At 52.6% G+C, this 26,555-nt stretch carries 18 protein-coding genes; 9 read left to right on the top strand and 9 right to left on the bottom strand.

What is annotated here, in order from left to right; translation table 11 throughout:
* Window positions 1-15: 15 nt before the first annotated feature.
* Window positions 16-840 carry an EamA/RhaT family transporter gene (locus GS398_RS14955; RefSeq protein WP_237488206.1) on the top strand — a complete coding sequence of 275 codons (825 nt, stop codon included), beginning with the start codon at window positions 16-18 and terminating at the stop codon, window positions 838-840.
* On the opposite strand, the gene GS398_RS14950 is transcribed toward GS398_RS14955, so the two are convergent.
* Both GS398_RS14950 and GS398_RS14945 read right to left on the bottom strand, forming a co-directional pair.
* A complete protein-coding gene (locus tag GS398_RS14950) occupies window positions 841-1,755 on the bottom strand; it encodes an alpha/beta hydrolase (protein WP_160907582.1) in 915 nt (304 codons plus the stop codon).
* Window positions 1,756-1,827: 72 nt separating this feature from the next.
* Window positions 1,828-2,199, bottom strand: a complete 372-nt coding sequence (locus GS398_RS14945) for a hypothetical protein (RefSeq protein WP_160907581.1) — start codon at window positions 2,197-2,199, stop codon at window positions 1,828-1,830.
* A gap of 132 nt (window positions 2,200-2,331) precedes the next feature.
* On the opposite strand from GS398_RS14945, the gene GS398_RS14940 reads away from it, so the two are divergent.
* A complete protein-coding gene (locus GS398_RS14940) occupies window positions 2,332-4,590 on the top strand; it encodes a Tex family protein (RefSeq protein WP_160907580.1) in 2,259 nt (752 codons plus the stop codon).
* A gap of 32 nt (window positions 4,591-4,622) precedes the next feature.
* On the top strand, window positions 4,623-5,492 hold the full coding sequence (locus tag GS398_RS14935) for a polysaccharide deacetylase family protein (RefSeq protein WP_160907579.1): 870 nt from the start codon (window positions 4,623-4,625) through the stop codon (window positions 5,490-5,492).
* Between the two features lie 218 nt (window positions 5,493-5,710).
* On the opposite strand, the gene GS398_RS14930 is transcribed toward GS398_RS14935, so the two are convergent.
* Genes GS398_RS14930 through GS398_RS14915 form a run of 4 tightly spaced genes read right to left on the bottom strand, consistent with a single transcriptional unit; the run spans window position 5,711 to window position 8,674 of the window.
* A complete protein-coding gene (locus tag GS398_RS14930) occupies window positions 5,711-6,670 on the bottom strand; it encodes a YncE family protein (RefSeq protein ID WP_237488225.1) in 960 nt (319 codons plus the stop codon).
* A 19-nt stretch (window positions 6,671-6,689) separates the two neighbouring features.
* Window positions 6,690-7,634, bottom strand: a complete 945-nt coding sequence (locus GS398_RS14925) for an SPFH domain-containing protein (protein WP_160907577.1) — start codon at window positions 7,632-7,634, stop codon at window positions 6,690-6,692.
* Window positions 7,635-7,672: 38 nt separating this feature from the next.
* Window positions 7,673-8,122: a 3-oxoacyl-ACP synthase gene (locus GS398_RS14920; protein ID WP_160907576.1), complete on the bottom strand. Its 450-nt coding sequence runs from the start codon at window positions 8,120-8,122 to the stop codon at window positions 7,673-7,675.
* A gap of 3 nt (window positions 8,123-8,125) precedes the next feature.
* On the bottom strand, window positions 8,126-8,674 hold the full coding sequence (locus GS398_RS14915; RefSeq protein ID WP_160907575.1) for a HEAT-like fold family protein: 549 nt from the start codon (window positions 8,672-8,674) through the stop codon (window positions 8,126-8,128).
* Window positions 8,675-8,748: 74 nt separating this feature from the next.
* Here GS398_RS14915 and GS398_RS14910 point away from each other — a divergent pair, with 74 nt between their 5' ends.
* Window positions 8,749-10,374 (top strand): ABC-F family ATP-binding cassette domain-containing protein, encoded by a 1,626-nt coding sequence (locus GS398_RS14910; protein ID WP_160907889.1) that lies wholly within the window; start codon window positions 8,749-8,751, stop codon window positions 10,372-10,374.
* Between the two features lie 10 nt (window positions 10,375-10,384).
* Window positions 10,385-11,344 carry an EamA family transporter gene (locus GS398_RS14905; protein ID WP_160907574.1) on the top strand — a complete coding sequence of 320 codons (960 nt, stop codon included), beginning with the start codon at window positions 10,385-10,387 and terminating at the stop codon, window positions 11,342-11,344.
* On the opposite strand, the gene GS398_RS14900 is transcribed toward GS398_RS14905, so the two are convergent.
* Together GS398_RS14900 and GS398_RS14895 are read right to left on the bottom strand one after the other, a co-directional pair.
* Entirely contained in the window at window positions 11,341-11,844 is a 504-nt protein-coding gene (locus GS398_RS14900; protein WP_160907573.1) for a cupin domain-containing protein, read from the bottom strand. The two genes, GS398_RS14905 and GS398_RS14900, sit on opposite strands and share 4 nt — an antisense overlap.
* Window positions 11,844-14,567 (bottom strand): carboxypeptidase-like regulatory domain-containing protein, encoded by a 2,724-nt coding sequence (locus GS398_RS14895; protein ID WP_160907572.1) that lies wholly within the window; start codon window positions 14,565-14,567, stop codon window positions 11,844-11,846. Before GS398_RS14895 ends, GS398_RS14900 begins: the two co-directional genes overlap by 1 nt.
* Window positions 14,568-15,086: 519 nt before the next feature.
* Here GS398_RS14895 and GS398_RS14890 point away from each other — a divergent pair.
* From GS398_RS14890 to xth, 4 genes are all read left to right on the top strand, one after another.
* Window positions 15,087-17,063: a beta-L-arabinofuranosidase domain-containing protein gene (locus GS398_RS14890; RefSeq protein ID WP_160907571.1), complete on the top strand. Its 1,977-nt coding sequence runs from the start codon at window positions 15,087-15,089 to the stop codon at window positions 17,061-17,063.
* A 15-nt stretch (window positions 17,064-17,078) separates the two neighbouring features.
* The gene (locus tag GS398_RS14885; protein ID WP_160907570.1) at window positions 17,079-19,343 is read left to right on the top strand and encodes a GH92 family glycosyl hydrolase; all 2,265 of its coding nucleotides are present in this window, start codon (window positions 17,079-17,081) and stop codon (window positions 19,341-19,343) included.
* A 157-nt stretch (window positions 19,344-19,500) separates the two neighbouring features.
* Window positions 19,501-20,190 (top strand): basic secretory protein-like protein, encoded by a 690-nt coding sequence (locus GS398_RS14880; RefSeq protein WP_160907569.1) that lies wholly within the window; start codon window positions 19,501-19,503, stop codon window positions 20,188-20,190.
* Between the two features lie 100 nt (window positions 20,191-20,290).
* On the top strand, window positions 20,291-21,064 hold the full coding sequence (xth, locus tag GS398_RS14875) for an exodeoxyribonuclease III (RefSeq protein WP_160907568.1): 774 nt from the start codon (window positions 20,291-20,293) through the stop codon (window positions 21,062-21,064).
* Between the two features lie 19 nt (window positions 21,065-21,083).
* Here xth and GS398_RS14870 read toward each other — a convergent pair whose 3' ends face one another.
* Entirely contained in the window at window positions 21,084-26,555 is a 5,472-nt protein-coding gene (locus GS398_RS14870; protein WP_160907567.1) for an AAA domain-containing protein, read from the bottom strand.

Raw genomic sequence — 26,555 nt, 5'->3', positions numbered from 1 at the left:
GTAATAGTGTCCGTAATGCTGAAACTTTCTGGCAGGTACCGCATCGATATTAACCAGGCCATTGCATGGAACTACCCGGTGGCGGCATTGCTCACCTTGATTATTTACCGCCCGGTATTTACGGGCCTGCAACAGGCGCCGTGGCTGATCTATGGCTCGCTCGGCATCCTGCTCCCTGCACTTTTTATCATTATCGGGTTGTCCGTCCTGCGTAACGGGATCGTGCGGACCGACGTTGCACAACGTCTGTCTGTGCTGGTGCCGCTGGCTGCCTCGTTCAGCCTGTTCGGCGAATCGCTGCCGGGCGGCAAAATGGCCGGGATCGTCCTGGGCCTGGCAGCAGTGGTATTGTCTATCCCGTTTCGTCGTCAACCCGACCAGGCCGTCTCCGGGAGCGGTAAAGCGGTGTATACGTCGTGGATCTGCCTCGTGCTTGTTTTCGCCGGGATGGGCGCTATCGATATCCTGTTTAAAGAAATAGCCGCTCTCAAGAGCGTTCCTTATTTCACTTCTCTTTTCCTGGTATATGTATTGTCGTTCCTGGTGGGAAGTTGCTGGTTCGCCTGGCTCGTGCTTACCAAAAGAGCCAGATTCGAATGGATCAACATGGTTTGCGGGGGGATCCTGGGCCTCTTTAATTTCGGGAACATCCTCTTTTACGTAAAAGCGCACCAGGCGGAGGCTGCACGTCCGTCCCTCATTTTTACGGGAATGAATATCGGGGTGATCGTTGCCGGATCATTGGTGGGGCTGCTGATCTTCCGCGAAAAGCTCAGCCTGCTAAACAAAACAGGCCTGGTCTTGGCTGTTATCGCCATCTGGATGATCCACAGCACCTGATCAGGGTTTCTTTACCCGTTTACCCATACCTTTATTCTTATCCAGCCACTCTTTTAACCTCCGGGTAAGGGCAATGCGCTTGTCGCTGAACTCGAGGTCGGTATCCCAAAATTCGTACTCCACATTTTTCTTTGAGGTGTACTTTTTCAGGAATTCGTTGTTGTGCTGTTCATCGATCACCAGTACCGGTTTTGTAGCGTCGGAAACCATCTTTTCGATATTATATTCGGGCAATTTTGCAACGATATCCAGCAGGAACGTTTTGGAGTCCATCTTCAACATGCCAAGTGTTTCGAAATACTCGTTCATATCAGAGAAGTTCAGCTCGGCATTCTCCCCCCTGAAAGTGGTATACGGGTTTACAAGAGAAACGGCGGCTACACCCCGCACCCGCGGGTCGTTCAGCCCTTCGATCATCCCGATCCCTGCCCCGAGGTTATGGCCCACCAGGAAGATGTTGCCTATATCGACCCTTAGGCGCAACGCATTATCGGGGTTCGTTACAAAACCGACCACCGAGCGGGTGTCTTCGATACAATTAGCGTAAGTATAAGTGCCTTCGCTGCCCCAGCTTCCGCGATAGTCGAAATAAAATACGTTAACGCCGGCGCGGCGAAGGTTTTGTGCAAGGTCCAGGTTTCGTTCATTCCCGGGGTTGGCGTGTACCAGGATGATGGTGGCATGCGGCCCTTCGCCATTGGCAAGGTAACCGAACCCGTAGATCCTGGCACCGCCGGAAGTATAGGTGATCTCTTCGATCGTGGCAGGGAATAAGGTGTCCCTGGCGATATCCTGGTACAGGTACTTATCATCTGCGGTAATTTTCCTGGGATTTTTTGACTTACCGCCTTTGCAACAAAATAAAAGAGCGGTTGAAAATAGAAGTAATATAACCTTAATGTTAACGGATCTCATTTACGCTTTTTGCGGTCAAGATAATTAACATTCCGTTGATGTACAAACAATACACCGGAGGCAACCCCTTAATTAATCCAGCTCCGAATAAATAACTTTTTCACCCATTTTTAGCGCCACGATATGCTTGCTGTTTAACGAGGAAGGGAACAGCGTCCAGTGCCTGGCATAAGAGATCTCAACGGTTTTTCCCACCAGCGTCGAACGGAGCTCGTTTAACCGCAGCCCATGCTCCAATCCCCGGTTAATATACATTACGCGGGGGTTGCCGGCTACTTCGAAAACTGCGTCTTTCGTCCCGGCCTCATACACCGATAAGATCCTGGCGTTCACAGTTACCGCGTTTTCCCCCGTGGTGTCGACCGGGCGGAACCCCATACAGGTGATCATGAACACGACAAAGAATGCAAAAGCGGCGAAAGTGATTTTTAAGAACTTTTTCATGACAATGGATTTGTAACTAATATCGTAAAAAAATAAAAATAACGAAGCATTGTCCGTTGGCTGATTATTCATCGGCAAACGCTTTGATTTCTCCCAACTAAAGGAGAATTTCGCAGCCTTGAAACTGAGGACATGATCGATCATACAAAAAAAATTGCGGAAGAGCTTTCCATTGCGGGGAAACAAGTAACAGCCGTATTGGCGTTACTGGAAGAAGGCGGCACCATCCCGTTCATTGCCCGTTACCGGAAAGAGCTGACAGGTAGCCTGGATGAAGTGCAGGTGGCGGCTATCCGCGACAGGTCGCAGCAGCTTAAAGAGCTGGATAAGCGCCGGGAAGCGATCATCCGTTCGTTAACCGATCTTGGAAAACTAACGGACGGGCTCAAAACCCAACTCGACCATGCCGATACAATGACGCTGCTGGAAGATATTTACCTTCCTTATCGTCCGAAAAGAAAGACGAGGGCTAGTGCCGCCCGCGAAAAAGGACTGCAGCCGCTGGCCGACCTGTTACTTGCACAAACCAGTGCAGACATCCGGGTGGCCGCGGCGACCTTCGTAGATACCGAAAAGGGAGTGGCAACAGCCGAAGAGGCGCTGGCAGGCGCACGCGATATCGTGGCAGAACACATTGCGGAACATGCGGAAGCCCGGGCCGCAGTAAGGAAGCTATTCATAGAAAAAGGCACCTTCCGGTCGAAAGTGGCCGATGGGAAAGAAGAAGCCGGCCAGAAGTATAAGGATTATTTCGATTGGACGGAGCCGGTTAAAAGTGCTCCATCACACCGGGTGCTGGCCATGCGGCGCGGCGAAAAGGAAGAGATCCTGTGGCTTGACGTGCAGCCGCCGGAGGATGAAGCCATCGCCCTGCTCGACCACCAGTTTGTAAACGGTTACCATACCGCCTCCGACCAGGTAAGGCTGGCGGTTGCCGACAGCTATAAACGGCTGCTTAAACCTTCCATGGAAACGGAGGTGAGGCTGCTTACCCGGCAGAAAGCAGACGAGGAAGCCATCCGTGTATTTGCGGAAAATGCCCGCCAGTTATTGCTGGCGGCGCCGATGGGCCAAAAGAAAGTAATGGCGATCGATCCGGGCTTCCGCACGGGCTGTAAAGTGGTTTGCCTGGATGAGCAGGGACAACTGCTCGAATACACCGCCATTTTCCCGCATACGGGAGCGGGCGGCGCCAGGGAGGCGGAGAAAACCCTGCGTCATTTATCGGAGAAACATGCTACCGAAGCGATCGCTATTGGCAATGGCACGGCGGGAAGGGAAACCGAAACGTTTATCAGGAACCTGGGACTGTCGCAGATCCCGGTGATCATGGTGAACGAAAGCGGGGCGTCTGTTTATTCGGCATCGGAGGTAGCACGCCAGGAGTTTCCTGCACAGGATGTAACGGTACGCGGCGCGGTTTCCATCGGCAGGCGATTGATGGACCCGTTGGCGGAACTGGTAAAGATCGATCCAAAATCCATCGGTGTAGGGCAATACCAGCATGATGTGGACCAGGCCCGTTTACAAGCCTCCCTGGACGATACCGTGGTTAGCTGCGTAAACGCGGTGGGCGTTGAGCTGAACACCGCGTCGAAACAGATTCTCTCCTATATTTCCGGTCTGGGGCCGCAACTGGCGCAAAACATCGTAGAATACCGCAACAAGAACGGTGCGTTTAAACGTCGCGACGAATTGCGAAAAGTGGCCCGGTTAGGCGATAAAGCTTTCGAACAGGCCGCAGGATTTCTCCGGATCAGGAATGCCGTACACCCGTTAGACGCCAGCGCCGTGCACCCTGAGCGATATCCGCTGGTAGAAAAAATGGCCGCTGACCTCGGCTGCGGCATCGCCGACCTGTTAAAAGACGCCGAACTGCGCAAAAAGATAAAACTGAAAGACTATGTGAGCGAAAATATCGGTCTGCCTACACTCAGCGACATCGTAAAAGAACTGGCCAAACCAGGGCTCGATCCCCGCGAGCAGTTCGAAGCATTTAGCTTCACGGAAGGAGTAAATGCCATCGGCGACCTTAAAGTGGGCATGAAACTGCCTGGAATAATCACAAACATTACAGCATTTGGCGCGTTTGTGGATATCGGCGTACACCAGGACGGCCTGGTACATTTGAGCCAGCTTGCCGACAGGTACATTAAAGATCCGAACGAAGTGGTTAAAGTGGCCCAGCATGTAGAGGTTACGGTAACCGAGGTCGATGTAAACCGGAAACGGATCTCGCTGTCGATGAAACAAGCCCGGGAGCCGCGCAAACCGGCGGAAAAGAAGCAGCAGCCTTTTCCGCGCACGCAGGGGAAACCACAGCCGGCAAAAGAAAGCGGCGGCGATGACATGCTGTCCAAACTGGCCGCGTTAAAAAATAAATTTAGTTAACTGTACGGTACCTATTACTATCTTACCACCCTATGAAAAAAATCATCCCGGCGATCCTGTTCGCCCTTCCCTTACTTTTTGGTGCCTGCACCTCTTCTTCGGCGTCGAAAGAACCGAAAGACACGAAAGATTCAACGACCACTGAAACCGCTGCCCCAGGTGGTGCGGCTCCTGCGCAGGCGCAAGTTCCGGGAAAGGCTGCCAACGCGGCCACCATTTATGCGCGCAAACAGGTGCCTATCCTGTGTTATCACCAGATTCGCGACTGGCGGGCAAAAGACTCCAAAGCCGCTAAAGATTATATCGTACCCACCGATACGTTCCGCGGGCACCTGAAAATGCTGGCCGATAGCGGGTACCACACCATCCTGCCCGATCAGCTATACAACTACCTCACCACCGGCGCCGCGCTGCCTTCTAAACCGATCATGCTGACGTTTGACGATACAGACCTCGACCAGTTCACCATAGCCGCTCCCGAAATGAAAAAATATGGCTTCAAAGGGGTGTTCTTTATCATGACCGTGTCCATCGGGCGGCCAAACTACATGACAAAGGAACAGATCAAGATCCTGTCTGATGCCGGTCACGTGATCGGCAGCCACACATGGGACCACCACAACTTTAAAAAGTACGAGGGCGAAGATTGGGTAACCCAGATCGAAAAACCGACCAAAAAACTGGAGGAGATCACCGGGAAAAAGATCACTTACTTCGCTTACCCATTTGGTTTATGGAACGCGAAAGGCATTCCCGAGCTCAAAAAGAGAGGTTTTATCGCCGCGTTCGCGTTAGCAGAAAAACGCGACCTGGATGATCCGTTATTCACCATCCGGCGGATCATCGCCAGCGGCTACTGGACTTCGAAAACATTGAGGAACAGTATCGTAAATAGCTTCTAGAGAGAAGCTATTTACGCGGCAATCCGAAATTAATGATGGCCGGTAACGCGGCGATGATGGCAAAGAACCGCTCTTGTTGTTTCTTATCAATGCCATCCATAACGCCGGTTATAAAGTGTGCATCTTTTCTCTGAGAAATTATTCTGCTTTGATATCTCCGAAACCCGACCCTTACCAATTGTCCTATTTCTCCTCATTTTATTGAGAATAACTCAACCTTAGTAGGCCAGGTTGATCCCATCGGGATTGGAGCCCGTTTCTACAGAAGCCGCTACCTCAAATTTCCCGAGATCGATCTTGCTCACGCGATTTTGCCGGGTACGCGACACATACACATATTTGCTGTCTTTGGAGATCACCATCCCGACAGGCGAGCCATCGAGCTTAAGACGCCTCAGCACCGCGTGCGTACGTATATCGATCATGATCAGTTCCTCCCCGGCGTTGTCTACGGCAAGCGCAAATTGCTGGTTAGGGGCAAACTTCACCCGGATAGGCATTTTGCCTATCTTAAAAGTGCCGGTCACTTTATTGCCCGCGGTTTCTATTTCAGAAATGCTGCCATCGTCGTTGTGTCCTACCCAAACCAATTTACCGTCCGGTGAAATATCGATACCTTCCGGTTTTGGTTCTACAGGAACGATGCTGTTCTTCGCCGGGTTGGCCACCTCGATCACAGACACGCTATTGGACTGAATATTGGCGGTATATAAACGTTCTCCGTCTGGCGTAACCACTATCATATGCGTTGCCTGCTGCCCGGTTTCCGCTTTCCAGTCGATCTTACCCGACTGGTGATCGTAGCGGGCCACCAGCTTGCTTCCTTCACAGGTGAAGTACAACTTACCCGCTTTTTCAAAAAGGCCATGCGGACGCTGCAGCGCCCCCACGTCGATCCTTTTAACAAACACCTGGCCTGGGATATCAAAAACATCGATCGAGTTTCCGCCTTGCTGGCTCCCGTAGTTAGAGACATAGGCCAGCTTATTGTCGCCGGAAATGGCAACCTCATGAGGCCCGTCGCCGGTTGACAACGTTTTAAGTACCTTCATCCCGGCCGGGTCGACAAATACCAGGGTATTGCCGGATTTGTTTAACACGATCAGGGTTTCTTTAGGTTGTGCCCGCAGCAACGATACCACTAAAACCAATAGTACTAGCAACACGGCCTTTTTCATCACGCCCTCCTGTATATGTTTATTTCTCTTTCTTAGCTTCGAGATCTTTGCTCATCATGTTAACGCTCATCAGCTCCTGTACGTTCCGTTTCATGCCATCGGTGGAACCGTCGAGGAATATCACGTTACCTTTCGAATTCTCCGAAAAATGCTTGATCGCTTCTGTCCACATCGTAAAGAGGATCACCGAAGTATCCATATTTGCCTGCTGCATTTCTTTAGCTGCCACCGACATCCCCTTGGCCACTTCTTCGCGGAACAGCGCGATCCCCTGCCCCCTTAGCTGTGCCGCCTGCCGTTCGGCTTCCGCAGCGATCTTAATGGCATTGCCTTCTGCCTCCGCCCCTTTCGTTTTGGTGATCAGCAGTGCCTGGCCTTCATTTTCGGCGGCAGCTTTCAGGTTATTGGAAGCCACAACCTGGCTCATGGACTTCATGATCACCTCGTCGAAGGTAATGTCGTTCAGCTGAAGATCCTGCAGGTGATAACCCCAGTCTTCCAGTGTCTGGTCTATCTGGTCTTTCACATGCTCCACAATATCCTTGCGTAGAATTAATACGTCGGCTTGCTTTTTTGTTGCCACGAAAGCGCGGATCGAGCCTTCCACGGTACGGATCAGCGCCTGCATCAGGTTGCGCTCGTCAACGAACTTAAAAGCTACGTTCTTGATCGCTTCCTCGCTTTGATTAAATACCGAATATAAAAGCATCGCTTTGAAGTATACGTTCGCCTGGTCCACTGTAACCGCCTGGAATTCAAGCTCCACAGATCGGTTCTGAATAGAGATCCGGCTGTAGATCACCTCTATCAGCGGGATCTTAAAATTCAACCCGGGCTGCAGGATACGATGATACTTGCCAAAGATCGTAATCACGGCCACTGTTCCCTGCCGCACCGTAACGAAAGATAAAAATGCGATAAGCACGAGTATGCCGATCACAATCAGATAAGTATAATTGTCCATTAGTTAGTCAATTTTAAGCGAATATAGAACATCGCTCCTCATAAAACCTCTTTTACACGAAAACATTTACCGTTTAGTAGCGCCTGCTTACCAATCACTAAACCAGCCAGTTTTGCACCCAGTGGTGAAGCGAGCGAAATGGTGTAATAATCCTGGCCATCAATGACTGTTTTACCGGCACTGATGGCGATGTAGAAATTTCCCCGGTCGGTTATAACGAGGCTGCCGGCATGCACTACATTGGTTTGACCGGTGCTGCTAAGCTGATCGAGCACGGCTTTTAGTTTCCCGGCCTCGTAAAGCTGGGCCTGGTTCCTGTCGATCTCCTGCTGGATCATCGCGCGGCCGGTCTCATATTTGTCGCCCGCACTGCTTTTGGTCTCCGAACGGGAGGCTTCCTGTACTTCGGCGATGGCGCGTTTTGCTTCCGCGATGCGTACCTCCGTATATTCCAGGCAATACTGGTATAGTTGCTCTTTAATGGTCATTTCTTATAGTTTAGCCAATACTTTTTTACCCCTGCTTTGCATCGCGGCAGAGCCGCCCTGCAGCAGGAATGGGATATGCAGCCTCAGCTCACCGGTTACCCAATCGGCCCGGTGTCTCAGCAGGTACAGGATATCCAGGCAGTTCACCTGTACCGCTACGGGGCTTCCGGGTTGGATGAGCCATTCGAACGTGGCATCGATCACCGGGTCAAGGTTACGCTTTTCCAGCACCGTTTTATATCGCAGGCCGTTTTTTTTACCCGCTATTTCCATCATGATGCGGCAATAATGACGCTGGCAGATTAAGTTCCGCTGCTCGGGATAACGATCGAGAAAAGCCTCCGCTCCCGGCTGAAATGCGTCCGGCATATCTGTGGCCAGGTGCTCCAGGATCCAGGCTGCACGGAACGCCTGCTCCTTTTCGGGAGCGAAAGTCAGTTCCAGCAGCCGTGTTACGGGCAGTTCCTCGCCGGCAAAGCGCGCAGCGGCCTGCAGTACCCGCTTTTTTCCTATCGCGGTCTTAATCGTATCGGTTAGCCAGTTAGTATCCATTATGATCGCGGCGGCGATGCGTAAAGAGACTAAATTTAATGGAAATTCCGTACCTTTGCGGCTCATTTTTACGCATGATCACGGTATCCAATCTCTCGCTGCGTTATGGCAAGCGCACACTATTTGAAGACGTCAACCTTAAATTCACCCAGGGCAACTGTTATGGCATCATCGGCGCCAATGGAGCGGGCAAGTCCACCTTTTTAAAGATTCTTTCGGGGGAGATCGATCCCAGCACCGGTTCGGTGAGTTTCACTCCCGGTGAGCGGATGGCCGTGCTGACGCAAAACCACTATGCGTTCGACGAATTTCCGGTGATCGAGGCGGTGCTGCACGGCCATAAAACGCTGTACGACATCATGAAGGAGAAGGATGCCCTGTACGCCAAAGAAGACTTTACAGATAAGGACGGGGAACGTGCCGGTGAGCTCGAAAACCTGTTTGCCGAAATGGATGGTTGGAACGCCGAAAATAACGCCGCCACCCTGCTCAGTAACCTGGGCATTAAAGAAGAACTTCATTACAAGCTGCTGAAAGAGCTGGATGGCAACCAGAAAGTGCGTGTGTTACTGGCACAAGCTTTGTTTGGCGATCCCGACATCCTGCTGCTTGATGAGCCTACCAACGACCTCGACATTAACACCATCGCCTGGCTGGAAGACTTCCTTGCGGGATACCAGGGCATTATCCTGGTCGTATCGCATGACAGGCACTTTCTCGATACCGTTTGTACGCACGTGGCGGATATAGACTTCGGAAAAGTGTCCATCTTCTCGGGGAACTATACTTTCTGGTACGAGTCGAGCCAGTTAGCGCTCAGGCAGCGTTCAGACCAGAACAAGAAAATGGAAGACAAAGTGAAAGAGCTCCAGGAATTTATCCGCAGGTTCAGCGCCAACGCCTCCAAATCCAAACAAGCTACCAGCCGTAAAAAGGCGCTGGAAAAGATCAACCTCGACGAGATCAAGCCCTCAAACAGGAAATACCCCGCCATCCTGTTCAACAACCACCAAGGACGTGACGCAGGCGACCAGATCCTCCAGATCGATAACCTGCGCAAGGTGTCCGGCGGCGAGGTGTTCTTCTCAGGTATCAACCTGATGGTGAACAAGGGCGACAAGATCGCCGTACTGTCTAAGAATAGCCTGGCCACCACGGCATTCTATAACGTTCTTACGGGAAGGGACACGGATTATACCGGTACCTTTAAGTGGGGAGTAACCATTAACCTGGCCGATATCCCGAATGACAACAGTAAATTCTTCGAGGGTAAAGACGACAACCTGGTAGACTGGCTGCGGGAATATTCGCTGGGCGATAAGGATGAGCAGTTTATCCGCGGCTTTTTAGGCCGGATGCTTTTCTCCGGTGAAGAAGTGCTGAAAAAGAGCTCGGTGCTTTCAGGGGGCGAGAAAATGCGCTGCATGTTCTCGCGCATGATGCTGCAGCAGGCTAACGTGCTGATCTTCGATGAACCGACCAACCACCTCGACCTGGAGTCGATCACCGCGCTTAACAACGGCATGAAAGATTTTCGCGGAACGATGCTTTTCACCTCCCGCGACCATGAGCTTACTGAAACCGTGGCCAACCGCATTATCGAGCTTACCCCCAAAGGACTGATCGATAAGCTGATGACTTATGACGAATACATCAACAGCGAGCAGGTACAGAAACAACGGGAGGAGTTGTACGGGTAGCCCGTTAATCATGACACCTGCCGCTAAACCTGTTTCATCCGTCGCCGTTATCGTCGCTTTTGCAACCGTGTATATCGTATGGGGGTCCACTTATTTTTTCATCCGCATAGCGGTTCACGAGATTCCCCCGTTCCTGCTGGGTGCGATCAGGTTTATGGCTTCAGGCCTTATGATGCTTGCCTGGTGCCTGGTGCGCAAAGAGGATGTTTTCAACAGGAAAACTGTCCTGCATGCATCGGTTTCTGGTTTCCTGATGCTTTTTATTGGCAATGGCATCGTGATCTGGGTGGAGCAACACCTGCCGAGCGCCCTGGTAGCGATCCTCGTTTCGGCCGCTCCGCTGTGGTTCGTATTGCTCGATAAACCGAAATGGCGGGAGAACTTCAGCAGCCGCAATACCATCTTCGGCTTGCTGATCGGTTTTGCAGGCGTTATCCTGCTTTTTTACGAGAAGATCACCGCAGCCATTCACGGCGATGCCGTCCAGGCGGGTGCGGGTGCGCTTGCCCTGCTCATGCTCGGCTCCGCAACGTGGGCCGGGGGCTCCCTTTACTCAAAATATCACCAGGGCGACAGTTCCACTACCGTTACTTCTGCCTGGCAGATGCTGGCGGCAGGCATCGCTTTTATGCCCGGTTCGGTCATCGGGAAAGAGCTGGGGTCTTTTAATGCGGCCGCCGTACCGGCAGATGCCTGGCTGGCTACGGCATACCTGGTGGTATTTGGATCTATCGCGGGGTTTAGCGCTTATGTGTGGCTGTTAAAAGTACGTTCGGCTACGCAGGTAAGCACTTACGGGTATGTTAACCCGGTAGTTGCGGTGATATTGGGTGTAGTGTTTGCCGGGGAAAGCATTACCGTCATCCAGGTACTGGGATTGGCCATTATCCTGGGAAGCGTGTTGCTCATCAACCTTTCAAAGTACAGGGGTACTAAAAAAGCCGCCAAAACCCAGCTCAGCAACGGCTAATCCGTGCCCTGTTCCCGGCAAAGGCGGTTTATGAGCGCCGCATGCACAGGATGGTCGGCTGCAAGCTGCAACCGGCTAGCCATTTCAAATTCGCGGAAATCGAAACCTGGCGCAACGGCACAGCTGGCCAGTGTGAAGCCCTGTTTACCGGGCAGTTCCGCGGCGAACCACAAACCCGCGGGAACGGTGACGGACAAATTACCGCCCGGCTGGTCAGAAAGTTCCCTGCTGATAAGCTCACCTGCCGCGCCAATGATATGGATCACCAGCGGATCACCTTTGTGGAAATACCATATTTCGTCTGACGCGATCCGGTGGAACCCGGAATAATCCGCTCCTTCAAGCAGGTAATAGATCGAGGTAAACGCCTGCCGGGGAATCGACTCGCCGGTCCTGAGCACCTCGCCCGGTGAACGGAAGACCTCTTTATAGAATCCACCTTCGGGATGAGGCAGCAGCTGGAGTGCTTCTATCCAGTACCCCGCATTTTGAGCAGCCATTATTCTACTTTAAAACGATAAACGGTACGGCCGATGCGGCCTTCTTTATCTATACCTTCTACTACCGCGCGGTAGGTGCCCTTGTTATCGGCACTAAAGAACTCGGCCGAAGCCTTGCCGGCGGCATCCGTTAGCACTTTGGGGTTCCAGAAAATGGTGGTCCGGAGGTCGGGACCAAAAGTATTGGTGCCAACCACGTATTTAGGCACATAAAATACCTTGGCAAAGTCATAGCCTTTGGGCGACATTTTCGCGACGCTTGGCTGGCCTATGATATCCTGTAACTCCTGCAGGCTGATCTTGGTGCCTTTGGGGGCTGTTTTGGTGTTGATCACCAGTACGCCGTTGGTTTGGTAAGCACGGTTTACCAGGCCGAGGTCGTCTTTCAAAAAGATCTCCACCGATTCTATTTCTGCTGGGTTAAGCGACATCAGGTAGGAAACGTCCACCGGCATACCTTTCACGAAAACCGCCATCGGTATGCGTTGGCCGGCATTATAATCACGCGCAACATAAAACACGTTGTCTACCAGCGTCACACCAAATGCCATCGTTTGCAAACAGGTGAGCACGTTGTTGCAGCCCGTCAGGCGGTCGCCGTTGATCACATGGTCCGCATTAGGACTCAGGCCGGTAAGCGCCGGGTAGTCGGTATGTACCGTGGTGGTTTTTTTAGGCGCTTTAGAGGTGATCGTGATCTCCTTCAGCACGCGCGAGCTTTCATAGATCTTCTTAACGTTCTGCAGGTAGTTTACCATCATGGTGTCGATATTGAGGCGCTCGTCCGGGTAATTCGGGTTCTTCTCTACGGCCGGGTAAGCGGTACCATCCATCATCACCATCAGGCTTTTGGCGTTGTAATTGCCTTTTGCGCTCACAATCACCTGTGCCGAATCTGCAAACGCCAGGTTGGGGAATTTAAACTTGCCCTCTGCATCGCTCACCGCCCGTGCGGAATAGTATTTATCGGGGATGGAAAGGTTTAATACCCCGCCTTTGAATGGCCGGCCATCCAGCGCGCGCAGGGTACCGGTAAGTTCGATGCCCTGCTCCGGCAAATACACCACCGGAGGGATCTTGCCTGATAATATTTCCTGGTAAGTGAATCGCCGGTAGCCTTGGGTAAGCATCAGCAGGTCTAGATCGGCCATGGTTTTTTCGGTCACCTGCCTGAAATAATAGTTCGGGTTCTCGATATAACCTTTCAGGTCGGATGAAAGCAGGAGATGCGACAAAATGGTCGTTTCTGTGCTTTCATTTACAGGTATCCTGGTTTCATCAATCACGGAGAGCGAGAGATCGGCAAATGCCGGGGTAACGCTGTTCTTTGCGGTGATGCTGAGCTTAACCTTCTGCCTCCGGCCATAAACAGGCTTATCGGAAGCTACCGTAAGCCCGAGCTGGTCTTTGTGCGATACAAACACCACGCGCTCGCTTAGCGGGATGCCGGTATTGCTCATCAGCGTGATCTGAACGACGCCCGACGGAAACTTCCCGGTAGGGATATAGGCGGAGAAGGAAGGGCTATTAAGGCTGATCTGCGCGGCGTAACAAATGACCTGGCCGCTTTTACCGAGCACATAAAAAGTCTGCCCCATGCGGCTCTTAAAGTACGTAGAGTCGGCGGTAAGCCTGATAAAGATCTTACTGGTATCGGTAACGCTGGCGCTGAGCAATATCCCGCTGGCGCGGACGCGGGGAAGATCGTAGCTCCCCCTGGTGCCGTCTTTAAAATCTACGTTTACCTTATAACTCTTCCCCGCATCGGGCGTGAACACAAAGGCGCCGAGCCCCGCATGCTGTGAATCGAATGTAGTGATAGATGCTCCCGAATTGTCGGTTACCGTGGCACTAAAGTCTGTGCCCAAACCGTTCGATTGAATGGCTTTAACGGCTACTTTCGACCGGATGCTGCCGATCAGGCTGCCACCTTCGGGAAAAAACTGCACATCGTTGGGGGCCGCTACAGATTTGAGCGGATAAACCTGGTCGTATTCCTTTTTATTGCCGGCATCCAGCGTGGTGGTGAGAACGGCTCCCGCGAGGTCCAGCGAGCGGGTGTTTGCAAAATTGATGGTAAGCAACCCTTTGTCGTCCGTGGTTTCCCTGCCTTTGGCGATCTCGTCAAAACCCGAAGTGATCACCCAGTTCACTTTCTTATTCGTATAGGGGTTACCGTCCGGATCGTTGTAAGTAATGGAAGCGCTTACCTGGGGAATATTGTTGCTCACGCTTCTTTTAAAGGCCACGCGCGACGTTACCTGTTTGTTGATGGAATTTCCGACGCTGATGGTTTTATTAAAAAAGTAAGCCTGGTCGAAATTCGCCATCCATTTAGTGTACGCCTTTATGTGATAGTTATCTTGCTTAAACATGGGCGGTGTGAGCGGTACAGATCCCGTGGCTGCGCCGTCCTTGACCGGAAGCATCAGGGTCCTTACCAGTGAATCGCGGCTGCTGATGATGTCTACATACACGATCTTGCTCAATTCCGACGGCTGGTGCAACCCGAAGGTGAGGTACGCTTTAAACCAGATCGTATCATTAATAGCGTAATACGGTTTGTCGAAATGCAGGTACACCTTTTCGAGCGGGCGCGACTCCATGAGGGTGTTGGTTTTATTAATAACGGTGCTGAGCGAAACGCTGTCGCGCTGCGAGAAAGCGGGCAGCACACAACACAGCAGAATGGTTAGTATGGCGAGAGTTTGTCTGATCTTCATCAAAGGCAAAATAAGTGAACACGTGCTAAATATAAGCAACCTGTCACAAAGCATGGTCAGGCCTGCGTTTTTTAACAAATTTTCACATTGGTGATCCTGGAAGATAAACTGTTATATTCCCGTTTTATTACTATCACTTACAGGAAGCTACGTTTCTCCCTCCCAGCGATATCGTCGTCTCAGCAGTTATTTATATTTTCACTCCGAACGTGACCGTTTTGCTTACGGTCCGCCGTTGGCGGTAATGCCCTGGAGGAAAACCTGGAACGTGCCTGTTTGGCCCGGCGCGTAGAAGCTTTTAATAGATCTCCGCCTGTGCTGTCATGCAGTATTAAACGGCGACATAACAGCATTTTTACCTGCGATGTATTTACGCTGTCCGCAGCTTGCGCGAACGTTCTTTCGCCTGACAGGAGCACGATTCCCGCGAGTAAAACCCATACCCTTTCATAAAAATAAAGAGGACTCGTTGGTTAGCGGCGTCTTATGTATTATCTTGTGGCAACATAACCGAATTAAATGAAAATCCTGTTCCAGCTTTTGATCCTAAGCCTGGCGATTCCTGCTATGGGTCAGCCGCTGCGTCAAAACCCCTACCAGGAACTGCCGTTAGGCGCCATTAAACCGAAAGGCTGGCTGAGGGAGATGCTGGTACGCCAGAAGAACGGCGCCACCGGGAATCTCGATAAGCTGTATCCCAAGGTGATGGACCAGCGAAACGGCTGGCTTGGCGGCGATGGCGACCAATGGGAACGCGGACCTTACTGGATAGACGGACTGCTGCCGCTCGCTTATATCCTTGACGACAAAGAGCTGATCGCTAAAACGAAACCCTGGGTAGAATGGGCGCTCCGAAGCCAGCAACCCGATGGCTACTTCGGTCCTACCACAGACTACCCCGGCGAGCGCGGTATCCAGCGCAATAACAGCCGCGACTGGTGGCCTAAGATGGTGATGCTGAAGGTCCTCAGGCAGTACTATTCCGCCACCGGCGATCAGCGCGTGATCAGCCTTATGACCGGCTACTTTAAATACCAGTTAAAAGAGCTTCCGGCAAAGCCGCTGGACCATTGGACCTTTTGGGCAAAATACCGTGCCGGCGATAACCTCGCCGTAGTGTACTGGCTGTATAATATTACCGGTGATAAATTCCTGCTCAGGCTTGGCGACCTGCTGCATAAACAGGCTTTCGATTTCACCAACGCCTTTTTAAACACGGATATGCTCAGCAAACCCGGCAGTATCCATACTGTAAACCTTGCCCAGGGGATGAAAGAACCGATCATTTACTACCAGCATCACCCGGAAAAACAATATGCAGATGCGCTGGAAAAAGGCCTTAGTGACATCCGAAAATACAATGGCCTGGCGCACGGGCTTTATGGCGGAGATGAGGCGTTGCACGGCAACAACCCCACCCAGGGATCGGAGTTTTGCACGGCCGTAGAAATGATGTTCACGCTGGAAAGCGCGCTCGGCATCACCGGCAGCGTAACGTATGCCGACCAGCTTGAAAAGATCGCGTTTAACGCATTGCCCACCCAGGCTTCAGACGATTTTATGGCCCGTCAATACTTTCAGCAAGCCAACCAGGTGATGCTTACGCGCCAGATGCGCAACTTCGGCGACAACCATGGGGGTACCGACGTTTGCTACGGCCTGCTCACCGGCTACCCTTGCTGCACCTCGAACATGCACCAGGGTTGGCCGAAATTCACGCAAAACCTCTGGTACACCACGCCGGATAAGGGAATCGCCGCACTGGTCTATTCAGCCAGCGAAGTAACGGCTACCGTGGCCGGCGGCATAAAGATCTCGTTTACAGAAGATACAAATTACCCTTTTGATGAAACCATCCGGTTTACGCTCACGACGGATACGAAAGCCCGGCCTGTAACATTCCCGTTCCACCTCCGCATCCCCGGATGGTGCAAAAACGCCGCGATAAGGATAAACGGCGCCCTGTTCCGGGAAGCAACAGGCAACCAGGTGGTTAAGATCTCCCGCAACTGGAAGTCGGGGGATGTGGTGGAACTGCAGCTCCCCATGCACATCTTTAAAAATACATGGTATGAAAATTCGATATCCGTAGAACGAGGCCCCATTACGTATGCCCTGAAGATCGGCGAACAGGTGAAGCACGTAGCCAATGACAAGGATGCCGACGATTACGGCTCATACGATGAAGTGTTCCCTGCCACCCCATGGAATTACGCGCTGATTGAAACACCCGTTACTCAACTGGAAACCAGTTACATGTTCGAAAAAAAGGGAGAAGTGGCCCTCTACCCCTGGAATCTTGAAAACGCGCCGGTGCAGATCAGGGCCAAAGGGCGCCCGGTTCCTTCATGGCAGCTTTACAACGGCATGGCCGGACCGCTGCCTTACAGTACCATTTATGGAGTAGAGGCCGGACCGGCGGAAGATATTATCCTGGTCCCATACGGTTGCACGCAACTTCGCATTTCGCAATTTCCCGTCACCCGGCGCAGGTAAATAAAATAATTTAACATGAAATCACCCTTACTCGCGGGGCTCGTCCTCCTCAGCAGCCCGCTTTTCGCCCAGGAAACCGACCTGGTAAAATACGTAAACACGCTCCAGGGCACCAACTCCAAACACGAGCTTACCCGTGGCAATACCTACCCCACTACCGCGCTCCCCTTCGGCATGCATACCTGGACCCCGCAAACGGGCAAAAACGGCGATGGCTGGAAATACCAGTACTTTAAGACCCATATCCGGGGATTCCAGCAGGCGCACCAATGCAGTTCGTGGACCAACGATTACGCCGTTTTTTCGCTGATGCCCGAGATCGACTCGCTCGTAGTGAACGAAAATGCGCGGGAGGCCGCCTTCAGCCACGCCAACGAAGCAGGAAAACCGAACTATTACAGAGTGAAGTTCGACAATGGCATTACCACCGAGATCGCGCCTACCGACCGCGGCGCACACCTGCGCTTTTCCTTCCCCAAAGGGAAAAAGAGCTTCCTGGTGCTCGACGGGTACACGGGGCTGAGCGGCATCCGCGTGGTCCCGGGAAAAAACAGGATCACCGGTTACGTAAACAACGGGCGCGGGTTCCGGGCAGGCTGGAAAAGCTACTTCACCATCCAGTTTGATAAGCCCATCAGGAAATATGGCACCTGGGAAGCGCGGACAGGTGCAGTCCATCCCGATTCGCTTACGGCAGAAGGGCGCGGACGCGGCGCATACCTCGAATTTGCGCCAGGCGCCGTAGTACAAGCCAAGACGGCCTCCTCTTACATCAGCGCAGAACAAGCCGAGCTTAACCTGGCCAATGAGCTGGGTGATGATAAAACGCTCGAACAAACCAAAGCAAAAGCCGCCGCGGTATGGAACAGGGAGCTGGGAAAGATCCAGGCAGAGGGCGACAGCGAGGCGGATAAAGCAACTTTTTACTCGTGCCTGTTCAGGGCCAGCCTGTTCTCGCGAAAGTTCTATGAGCTCGATAAGAACGGGAAAGCCGTGTATTTTAGTCCTTACGATGGTAAAGTACACGATGGATACATGTTTACCGACACCGGTTTCTGGGACACCTTCCGCGCGCAGTTCCCGCTGAACACGCTTTTACACCCCACCATGCACGGCCGCTACATGCAGGCCATGATCGACGCCTGGCGCCAATGCGGCTGGCTGCCGTCGTGGTCATTTCCCAGCGAAGCCGGGAGCATGGTGGGCAACCACGCCATCTCGCTGTTGGCCGATGCGTGGGTGAAAGGGATCCGTACGTTCGATCCCGCCGAAGCATTGAAAGCCTACCTTCATGAATCAACGGACAAGGGGCCTTGGGGACCGGCAAACGGCCGCGACGGCTGGCGCGAATACGCACAACTGGGATATGTGCCTTCGCCGAAATACCGCGAAGCCGCAGCCAAAACCCTTGAATACGCTTACGATGATTTCTGCGGGTACCAGCTTGCGAAGGTTACCGGCAATACGTTCTACCAGGGTGTGTTCGAACGCCAAATGTACAACTACAAAAACCTGTACGATCCGGGCACCCGGTTTATGCGCGGCCGCGATGCCGAAGGGAACTGGCTTCCCAACTTCGATCCCGTGGAATGGGGCGGCCCGTTCACGGAAGGAAATGCCTGGCATTGGCAATGGTCGGTTTTCCACGACATTAACGGCCTGATCGGCCTGATGCAGGGCGACCGGAACTTCACGGCCAAGCTCGATTCTGTATTCACCGTTCCCAACACCGTAAAAGTGGGAAGTTATGGCGGTATGATCCACGAAATGACGGAAATGGTGATGGCAAATCTCGGCCAATACGCTCATGGTAACCAGCCGATCCAGCACATGGTGTACCTGTATAATTATGCCGGCGAGCCCTGGAAATCGCAGTACCACGCCCGTGAAGTGATGACAAAACTTTACGACGCGTCAGAAAACGGCTACCCCGGCGATGAGGACCAGGGACAAACTTCGTCGTGGTACGTGCTGAGCGCGCTCGGCTTTTACAGCGTTACACCCGGTACCGGCGAGTACGTGTTGGGAAGCCCTATGTTCAAAAAGATTACCATTAACCTGGAGAACGGAAATAAGTTCGTGATCAGCGCGCCTGCCAACAGCAAGGAAAACGTGTATATCCGGTCGGCCACCTTAAACGGCGCAGCTTACACCCGCAATTTCCTGTTGCACAGCGACATCCTGAAAGGCGGCAATTTAACGCTGGAAATGAGCCCGCAACCGGAGAAAACACGCGGCCTGGCAACCGCCGACAAGCCGTTCTCTTTAAGCAAGCAATAACCTGTTTTATCGTCCGCTCGCTTCCCGGGTGCTGCAGGGGCAATTTCACCCTGTAAAATACCGGTTGATTCAACCCTTGCCAAGGTGGTGCGCGTAGCTTAGATTTTACGAATCCGCAAAAGGCATTTTATTATCTTCGGCATATAATTTTAATACCATGATCCACTTAAAGCGACTTCTCCCGGCATTGCTCCCGGCCATTTTGTTAACCTCCGCTGTGCATGCGCAATCTTCCGAAGTGATCCAAAAAAAGGGCTATAAACTCACTTTCACAAACCAGGATGCCACATTCCCCGACACATTAAAGGACAAGCTGATCAAGACTTTCTTCGAAGTATATCCCAAGCTCGCAAAGGAATACAACAGGCAAACGCTTAAAGAAGTAACCTTTGTGATCGATACCGCCTACAAAGGCGTGGCGGCCACCTCCAACGGCCGGGTGGTGTTCAGTTCTAAATATATGCGTTCTCACGCGGGCGACATCGATGTGGTTACCCACGAGGTGATGCACATCGTACAGAATTACGGTCGCAGCGTAGGTCCGGGCTGGCTTACCGAAGGTATTGCTGATTTTGTGCGCTATAAATTCGGCGTGGCCAATCCTGCAGCCAAATGGTCGCTTACGCCGTACAAGGCCGGTCAGAGTTACAAAAACAGCTACCGCATTACCGCGCGTTTCCTGGCCTGGATAGAAGCGACGAAGAAAAAAGGGCTGGTTAAGGAACTCGACAAACAGTTGCGATTACATACTTATACGGCCGAAAGCTGGACACAGCTCACCGGAAGCGCGCTCGATGAGCTATGGGAAACCTACATTAAGGACCCGGAGTTTAAGATTAAGGGCTGATCGCGCCGATCATGATAACAGCTCCGCGAGCCCTCACCCCCCGGGAACGCCCGCATTGCGGGCAATATAATCTTATCTTAGGCCACTACTCCCCGCTCGTATGAAAATTGCTACCTACAATGTTAACGGCGTAAATGGCCGTTTGCCGGTGCTGCTTCGCTGGCTCGAAGAAACTAAACCTGATGTGGCATGCCTGCAGGAATTGAAGGCGCCGCAGGAGAAATTTCCCGAACAAGCCATTCGCGATACAGGTTATACCCCCATCTGGCATGGGCAAAAAAGCTGGAACGGCGTGGCCATCTTATCTCGGAGCGGCGATATCCAGGAGGTGAGGCGCGTACTGCCCGGCGACCCGAACGACGAGCATAGCCGCTACATCGAAGCAATAGCCGATGGCATCACGGTAGGCTGCCTTTACCTCCCCAACGGGAACCCTGCTCCCGGCCCTAAGTTCGACTATAAATTACAGTGGTTCGACCGCTTTATCGCGCATGCCGAAGAGTTGTTCGCCTCCGGGAAGCCGGTGGTATTGGCGGGCGACTATAACGTGATCCCCACCGAATTCGACGCATACAAACCGGAACGCTGGGTAGAAGACGCCCTCTTCAGGCCCGAGACACGCGCCGCGTTTAACACGTTACTGAAACAAGGATGGACGGACGCGCTGCGAAAACTGTATCCCGACGAAACCATCTACACGTTTTGGGATTACTTCCGCGATGCCTACAGCCGCAACGCCGGGTTACGCATCGACCATTTCCTGCTAAGCGCCGGGCTCGATAACCGCCTGACGTCCGCGGGTGTCGACCGCCATGTACGCGGGTGGGAAAAATCAAGCGACCACGGGCCGGTCTGGATCGTGCTTAATGATTAATATGCCGGACTTCCAACTTTCAACCCATACGGTATCCCCTCGCTAACTTCTGCCTCTCCTGTTTCTCCCTTTCCGCTTCCGCCAGCACGGGCGATTCGAACGTTTTAATGATCCGCTGCCCCCGGGTGCCTATCCTGCCGTATTGTACCACCAGGTCGCTACCTTCTACCCAGGCTTCCCAAAACTTGTTGCTGCCGTTTTCGGTATTAATCAACCGGTTTGGAACGGTTTGCGCCTGTTCTTCAGGCCCCGCGCCGATCACCCATTCTACTTCCACAAGCTTTTCTTTCAAAACAGGTTCCTCAACAGGAGTGTCTTCCATCGTTTCGTCGCCGAGCGGCTCACCTGGTCCTGGTTGTTCTCCCGGTTCTTCCAGCGCAGCGATGACCTTTTCGAGCACTTTCTCTTTATCATCATACCAGTCTTTGGAAAATACCTGAACCACGCGCCATCCCCCGGAGCGGAGCACTTCCGGCTTAAAGAGGTATTGTTCCAGCAGGTCGTTGCTTGTATAATGCAGTGCATCATCTACCAGGATCCCGAGTGTATAGCTATCGTCCTCCCTGGATTTCTTAACTCCCAGGTGGCACTTAAAGTGTGATTGGCCCACCAGCGCTTTTGTGGTGTATCCTCTCTCATTCAGCAATTGCTGTAGCTGATCGGTCACTACCGTTTTATAAAGACCGGCAGCAGCCTGCTGATCGTGCTGCGATACCGACCGCAGTACCTCGTTAGCCAGCTCCATGTTCCCGGTGCTGGCCAGCTCGGCATACAAAAGGTACTTCCTGAAATAGTTGGCGCCCTCGTTGTACTCGTTCCTGATGTCGGTATACTTGACAGAGCTTACTACGCACATGCGTTTCTTGGCTCTTGAAAAGATCACGTTCAATCGCTTTTCGCCTCCCCTGCGGTTGATGGGACCGAAGTTCATGATCATCTTCCCATGCGGGTCGTGCCCGTAACAAGTGCTCATGATAATAATGTCGCGCTCATCTCCCTGTACGTTTTCGAGATTCTTGAAAAAGATACCCACAAACTGGTTGTTCTCCATCCGTTTGTACTCATCCTCCATCATTTTCCCGAATGTTTTATCAACCTGGCAAAGCTGCCCGATGGCGGTTTCGATCTCGCCCTGCTGTTCCATCGAAAAGGCGACTACGCCGATACTCAGCCCGTTCTGCCGCAGTAAAAGCCCTCTCACAAGTTCGGCGATATATTCCGCTTCGGCGATGTTGCTGCGATTCTCATATACGCCGTTCTTCAGGAAATGGTAGCTGATCGGGCGCTCAAGTATTGCCGGGACGTACCGCAACGCGTCTTCTTTACTTTCGCATACAATCTCCGGCAGGTCGCGGTGATGGTCCAGCGCATCCGGGATGGTTAACAGCTCATTCTTATAAAATGATGCGTTCGAAAACCCTATCAGCGATTCGTGGTGACTCCGGTAATGCCAGCCCAGCATCACCGACGGAAATTTACGTGCGCCCTGGGTAAGAAAGCTATCCGCATCCAGCGAAAAATAACGCGGATCGTCGTTATCATTCTCCCAGAGATCGTCGGGATCTGAAGCAGAACTGCTAAAGAAGTTGCTTGGCGGCATTTGCATTTCATCGCCCACAATAATCACTTGCGAGGCGCGGTAAACCGGCGGCACCCCCTCTTCGAGTGTGATCTGGCTGGCCTCATCAAAGATCACCACGTCAAAATAATCTGTTTGCAGCGGCAGCGTATCCGACACGCTCAGCGGGCTCATCAGCCACACGGGCTTCAGCTCGCGGATGAGCTGCCCCGATTCTGAGGTAGCAAGGTCGCGGATAGAGCGGTAGCGCATGCTTTTCCCGAACTCGTTCTCCAGGATCTTGCGTCCCTCTATCAGCGAGCGTTTCAGCTCTTTCTCCTGGACGGTAGCGCCAGCCACCGATAGCTCAGAACGCTGGACCAGCTTATTCAACCGTTCCTGCTGTATGGCCACGAGGTAAGCGCCGTTAGCCTGCATCAGGTCTTTGTAGAGTTTTTTTATCTTTTGGGCGTGGTGCCTGATGCGGTCGCCGCCGATCCGCTCAAACTCGCGGTTCAGGTTCATAAAGTCATCCAGGCTTGACTTTGCAAGGATCATTTTGATCTGTTCGGGGTAATACGCCTCGCTTATCACCAGTTTTTTCAACGCGGCGTGCGCGGCGGCGAGGTCCTTCATCAAGGGGATAAAAAGCGGCAGGTCTCTCGATTTGTCAAGGATCTGCTGCAGGATTACCTCTATTTCGCCAGGGCTCTTGCCGGGTATATGGTTGAGGGCGGCTGTTAACAACACCTCTAATTCGATCGCCATCCCGCCTGCATGCACCAGGTCTTTGATTGTCGCCAGGTCGATATCCGGGCGCATTACATAGGTAAGTGCCTGTTTATTCGCGCGATCCGTTAGTTGCCTGGCGGTTTCCAGCAGTGCATACGGATCGCCCAACGCGAAAAAACGGGTAGCTGCCAGCTTTTCGGCGTTCAGCCGTTCTTCGGCTTCGTATTCCGCCAGCAGGTTTTGCAGCACCTGGGTACAGGAAGGAGTCACCTGGTGCCGGCTAAAGTCATAGGATTGCCGGATGGCTTTCCTGATCCTCCTATAGCCCGGGTTAAGAAAGGAGAAAAACGACGATTCCTGGCTTTTAACCACTTCCAGTGCGTTTTCAGCATCCGCAAGCGGGAATTTGTTTAACCAGTACCCGTTTTTTTCCGCAGCGCGTTTCCATTCCTCATCCAGTTGTTCCAGCAGCTTAACGGTTCCTGTAAGCTGTTGCTGCTGTGCGCTCCCGCTGGTTAATAACTCCATGCGGTTATTTTCTTTAAAGGGGACCAGCTTTTCGACGGAGACCAGGAAACCAGCCAGCGTTTGCAGGTCGGCCATTACCGCTGCCGGCACATCGGCCATTTCCAGCCGTTCAGCCAGTTCACTTACCCCTGCGATGGCTTTTTCGAGTATCCCTCGCAGCTCGCCCACAGGCATTTCCGACAAGTAGACATGCTCTGCCAGGTACCTGAACGGGTGACGGGAAAACAAGCGGTCGCCGCCCAGTTTCCTGCTCGTTTCAGAAAGGTTCCCGATGATCTCTCCAAAAAGCACCCACTGCCGGTAACCTGGCAACGAATGCACGGCGGGTTCGGCGACCTGTTCCTGCCCGGCATTCAGCAATACTTCCAGCAGTTCCCGGAGTTTTACGCCGGCGCCTTCCGGCTGGTGCCGCATACCCTCATGAAACACCCGGATACTATCCATCTCGGCGGCAATATGCGCCAGGATCTGCTCCCGCTCCGCTGCTGCCTGTTTCGCCGGTAGCGGTTTCCTGGTAAACGATTCAAAGGTCGCTTTCAGGTTTTGGATAAAGCTCTTTTTGTCGCCCTGCGAATCGTGGATAAGACAACAAAGCTGGTCGAGCTGCTGTTGTTTAAGGCGGTAAAACACCACATCGATGGCGGCTCGTTTTTCGCATACAAACAGTACCTTTTTACCTCTTGCCACGTAATCGGCAACCAGGTTCGAGATCGTCTGCGATTTCCCTGTCCCGGGAGGGCCCTGGATAATATAGCTTTCCCCTTTCCTCGAAAAGGCTATCGACCTGTTCTGCGTGGGGTCGGATTGCACCACGTTAAACCGCCCGGCCAGGTCGCCCTCTGCCAGCTCCTCTCCGGCGCCTGTTTTGACAGGCATTTCGTTAAACAGCGCGTCGAACACTTTGCTGCCGATCTCCCCGTCGATAATGGTATTGTAATCCTGTACCAGCGACATTTTCTTATAATTGAAGTTACCCAGCACCATATTACAGGTATCGAACTCCCACTTGAACGGGTTTACGCTGCCCTCATCCAGCTCGTAAAGCTCACGGGCGGTTTCGCCGAGGCCGGTATCCGCATAGTGAAAGGCACCTGGCTTAATATCGGTGTTCACCAGGAACTCGAGCGAAGAGTGCTCCGGCTGTATATAGTTCCGGAACAGCTGCAGGCCGAGCGGCTGGAAGTTGCCCGCATCGTAAGAATAGTCGAGGTTATGGAACGAATTTACATTCCTGTTCTTGTTTACCTTGCGTTTATACTGTGATAGCGTTTGCCTGGCAAGGGCATGGATCAGCTTGATCTTCGGCCTGGCGGCGTGTTCCAGGATCACGCCCGAGCGTGTCCGTTCAATTTGCTTTTTCAGGTCTTTGAACACGGCTTCCAGGCTGGTATCTTCCAGGTGAATGGTTTTGGGAAGACGGATATCGTAGAGGTCGCGCAGCATAAATGACAATACCGGGTTGATCTCCACCTCCGTATCCACGATCTCCAGGATGAACTGGTCCTTTAGTCCCTTTTTCTTAACCAGGTTTACCGGCACCAGCAATAACGGCGAAGAGATTTTCTCCGTAACCTGCTCGCGGGTGTTATACCAGTTAAGGAACGTTATCACCAGTTTCAGCTGGCTAAAGCCATATTCGTTCAGGTCTTTATTGGCTTCCAGCCTGATGCGGTCCAGCGAAGGTGCGATGTAGGGATTATCTTCGAACCGCAGGTATTTGGAAAGCGAAATATCCTTACCCAGGGTGATCTTTTCAGACACCTCGCTGTTCCAGAAAAACAGGGATTCCGGGTTGATGTTATTGTAATTCAGCACCTGCGGGACAGAGGAAACCGACAGGTTCAGGAACTTGAGGTTCGACTTAAAATACAGCAACCGGTTCCGTTTGCTGGTGTCGAACAACCGGTTCCGCAGTTTGTCCTGGATAAACTGCTGCCGGCTTTGCTTCAGGATCTTCCGCGCCCCGGCGATCTCAGAAAGATCCTGCTCCATTTCCGGGTTATAATCGCGGTAATTCTTCAGGTCGTCGATGATCTCCGCCAGGTCCTTCCAACGTTTACGGCGGTCGAGGTGCGTCATCCCCGCAATAATGTTGGCAATGGCCGGGTGTATGCGCGGGTTGAGGAAGATCATACTTTCGCGGTTGTCGGCAAAGCTGTGCAGGTCGTGTTCACTGCTAAAATCCAGGCCGAGCGAAAGGCTCGCCAGGATCATTCCCAGCACGAAAATATCGCCTGCAGCATCGTGGTGGCCGAGCGCCATCTCGTAGCACCGGTAATTAAGCAGGTACACCGGCATGGTTAACAGCCTTGACGGATCGGTTTCTACCAGGCTGTTGCGGGTCCCGGCGACGTCCTCCTCGCCGATCATGACCGATTGCTTTAACCGGCCGCTAATCTCGAAGGTATGGCCCGGGTTGGGCAGTAACGCCTTGATGGCCGCCAGGTTATTAACGGGAGCTTGCGCCAGGCGCTCATCGATATCCAGCTTATCATTGGTAACCAGCAGCGCGCCCAGATGATGCAGGGGCGCTACTTTGCCGTTGAGGTGAAATGAATACACCTCCTCCAGCAACGGCATGATCACCGCCACTACATCATCATTGGCAAATCCGCCTTTTGCGAGCGCTGCTGTAAGGAATTTATGAAACGCGGTTTCGTTAAGCGGAGTCAT

Origin of the sequence: Hufsiella ginkgonis (assembly GCF_009834915.1) — a bacterium.
Taxonomy (GTDB): domain Bacteria; phylum Bacteroidota; class Bacteroidia; order Sphingobacteriales; family Sphingobacteriaceae; genus Hufsiella; species Hufsiella ginkgonis.
The sequence above is the reverse complement of the archived record's forward strand: the minus strand, read 5'-3'. Positions and strand labels throughout refer to the sequence as shown.

Coding starts and splice junctions, on each gene's coding strand:
- GS398_RS14950 (WP_160907582.1), bottom strand. CDS start 1,755: ATGAGATCCGTTAACATTAAGGTTATATTACTTCTATTTTCAACCGCT.
- xth (WP_160907568.1), top strand. CDS start 20,291: ATGAAAATTGCTACCTACAATGTTAACGGCGTAAATGGCCGTTTGCCG.
- GS398_RS14935 (WP_160907579.1), top strand. CDS start 4,623: ATGAAAAAAATCATCCCGGCGATCCTGTTCGCCCTTCCCTTACTTTTT.
- GS398_RS14895 (WP_160907572.1), bottom strand. CDS start 14,567: ATGAAGATCAGACAAACTCTCGCCATACTAACCATTCTGCTGTGTTGT.
- GS398_RS14910 (WP_160907889.1), top strand. CDS start 8,749: ATGATCACGGTATCCAATCTCTCGCTGCGTTATGGCAAGCGCACACTA.
- GS398_RS14915 (WP_160907575.1), bottom strand. CDS start 8,674: ATGGATACTAACTGGCTAACCGATACGATTAAGACCGCGATAGGAAAA.
- GS398_RS14945 (WP_160907581.1), bottom strand. CDS start 2,199: ATGAAAAAGTTCTTAAAAATCACTTTCGCCGCTTTTGCATTCTTTGTC.
- GS398_RS14880 (WP_160907569.1), top strand. CDS start 19,501: ATGATCCACTTAAAGCGACTTCTCCCGGCATTGCTCCCGGCCATTTTG.
- GS398_RS14900 (WP_160907573.1), bottom strand. CDS start 11,844: ATGGCTGCTCAAAATGCGGGGTACTGGATAGAAGCACTCCAGCTGCTG.
- GS398_RS14920 (WP_160907576.1), bottom strand. CDS start 8,122: ATGACCATTAAAGAGCAACTATACCAGTATTGCCTGGAATATACGGAG.
- GS398_RS14955 (WP_237488206.1), top strand. CDS start 16: ATGCTGAAACTTTCTGGCAGGTACCGCATCGATATTAACCAGGCCATT.
- GS398_RS14940 (WP_160907580.1), top strand. CDS start 2,332: ATGATCGATCATACAAAAAAAATTGCGGAAGAGCTTTCCATTGCGGGG.
- GS398_RS14925 (WP_160907577.1), bottom strand. CDS start 7,634: ATGGACAATTATACTTATCTGATTGTGATCGGCATACTCGTGCTTATC.
- GS398_RS14885 (WP_160907570.1), top strand. CDS start 17,079: ATGAAATCACCCTTACTCGCGGGGCTCGTCCTCCTCAGCAGCCCGCTT.
- GS398_RS14890 (WP_160907571.1), top strand. CDS start 15,087: ATGAAAATCCTGTTCCAGCTTTTGATCCTAAGCCTGGCGATTCCTGCT.
- GS398_RS14930 (WP_237488225.1), bottom strand. CDS start 6,670: ATGAAAAAGGCCGTGTTGCTAGTACTATTGGTTTTAGTGGTATCGTTG.
- GS398_RS14905 (WP_160907574.1), top strand. CDS start 10,385: ATGACACCTGCCGCTAAACCTGTTTCATCCGTCGCCGTTATCGTCGCT.
- GS398_RS14870 (WP_160907567.1), bottom strand. CDS start 26,555: ATGACTCCGCTTAACGAAACCGCGTTTCATAAATTCCTTACAGCAGCG.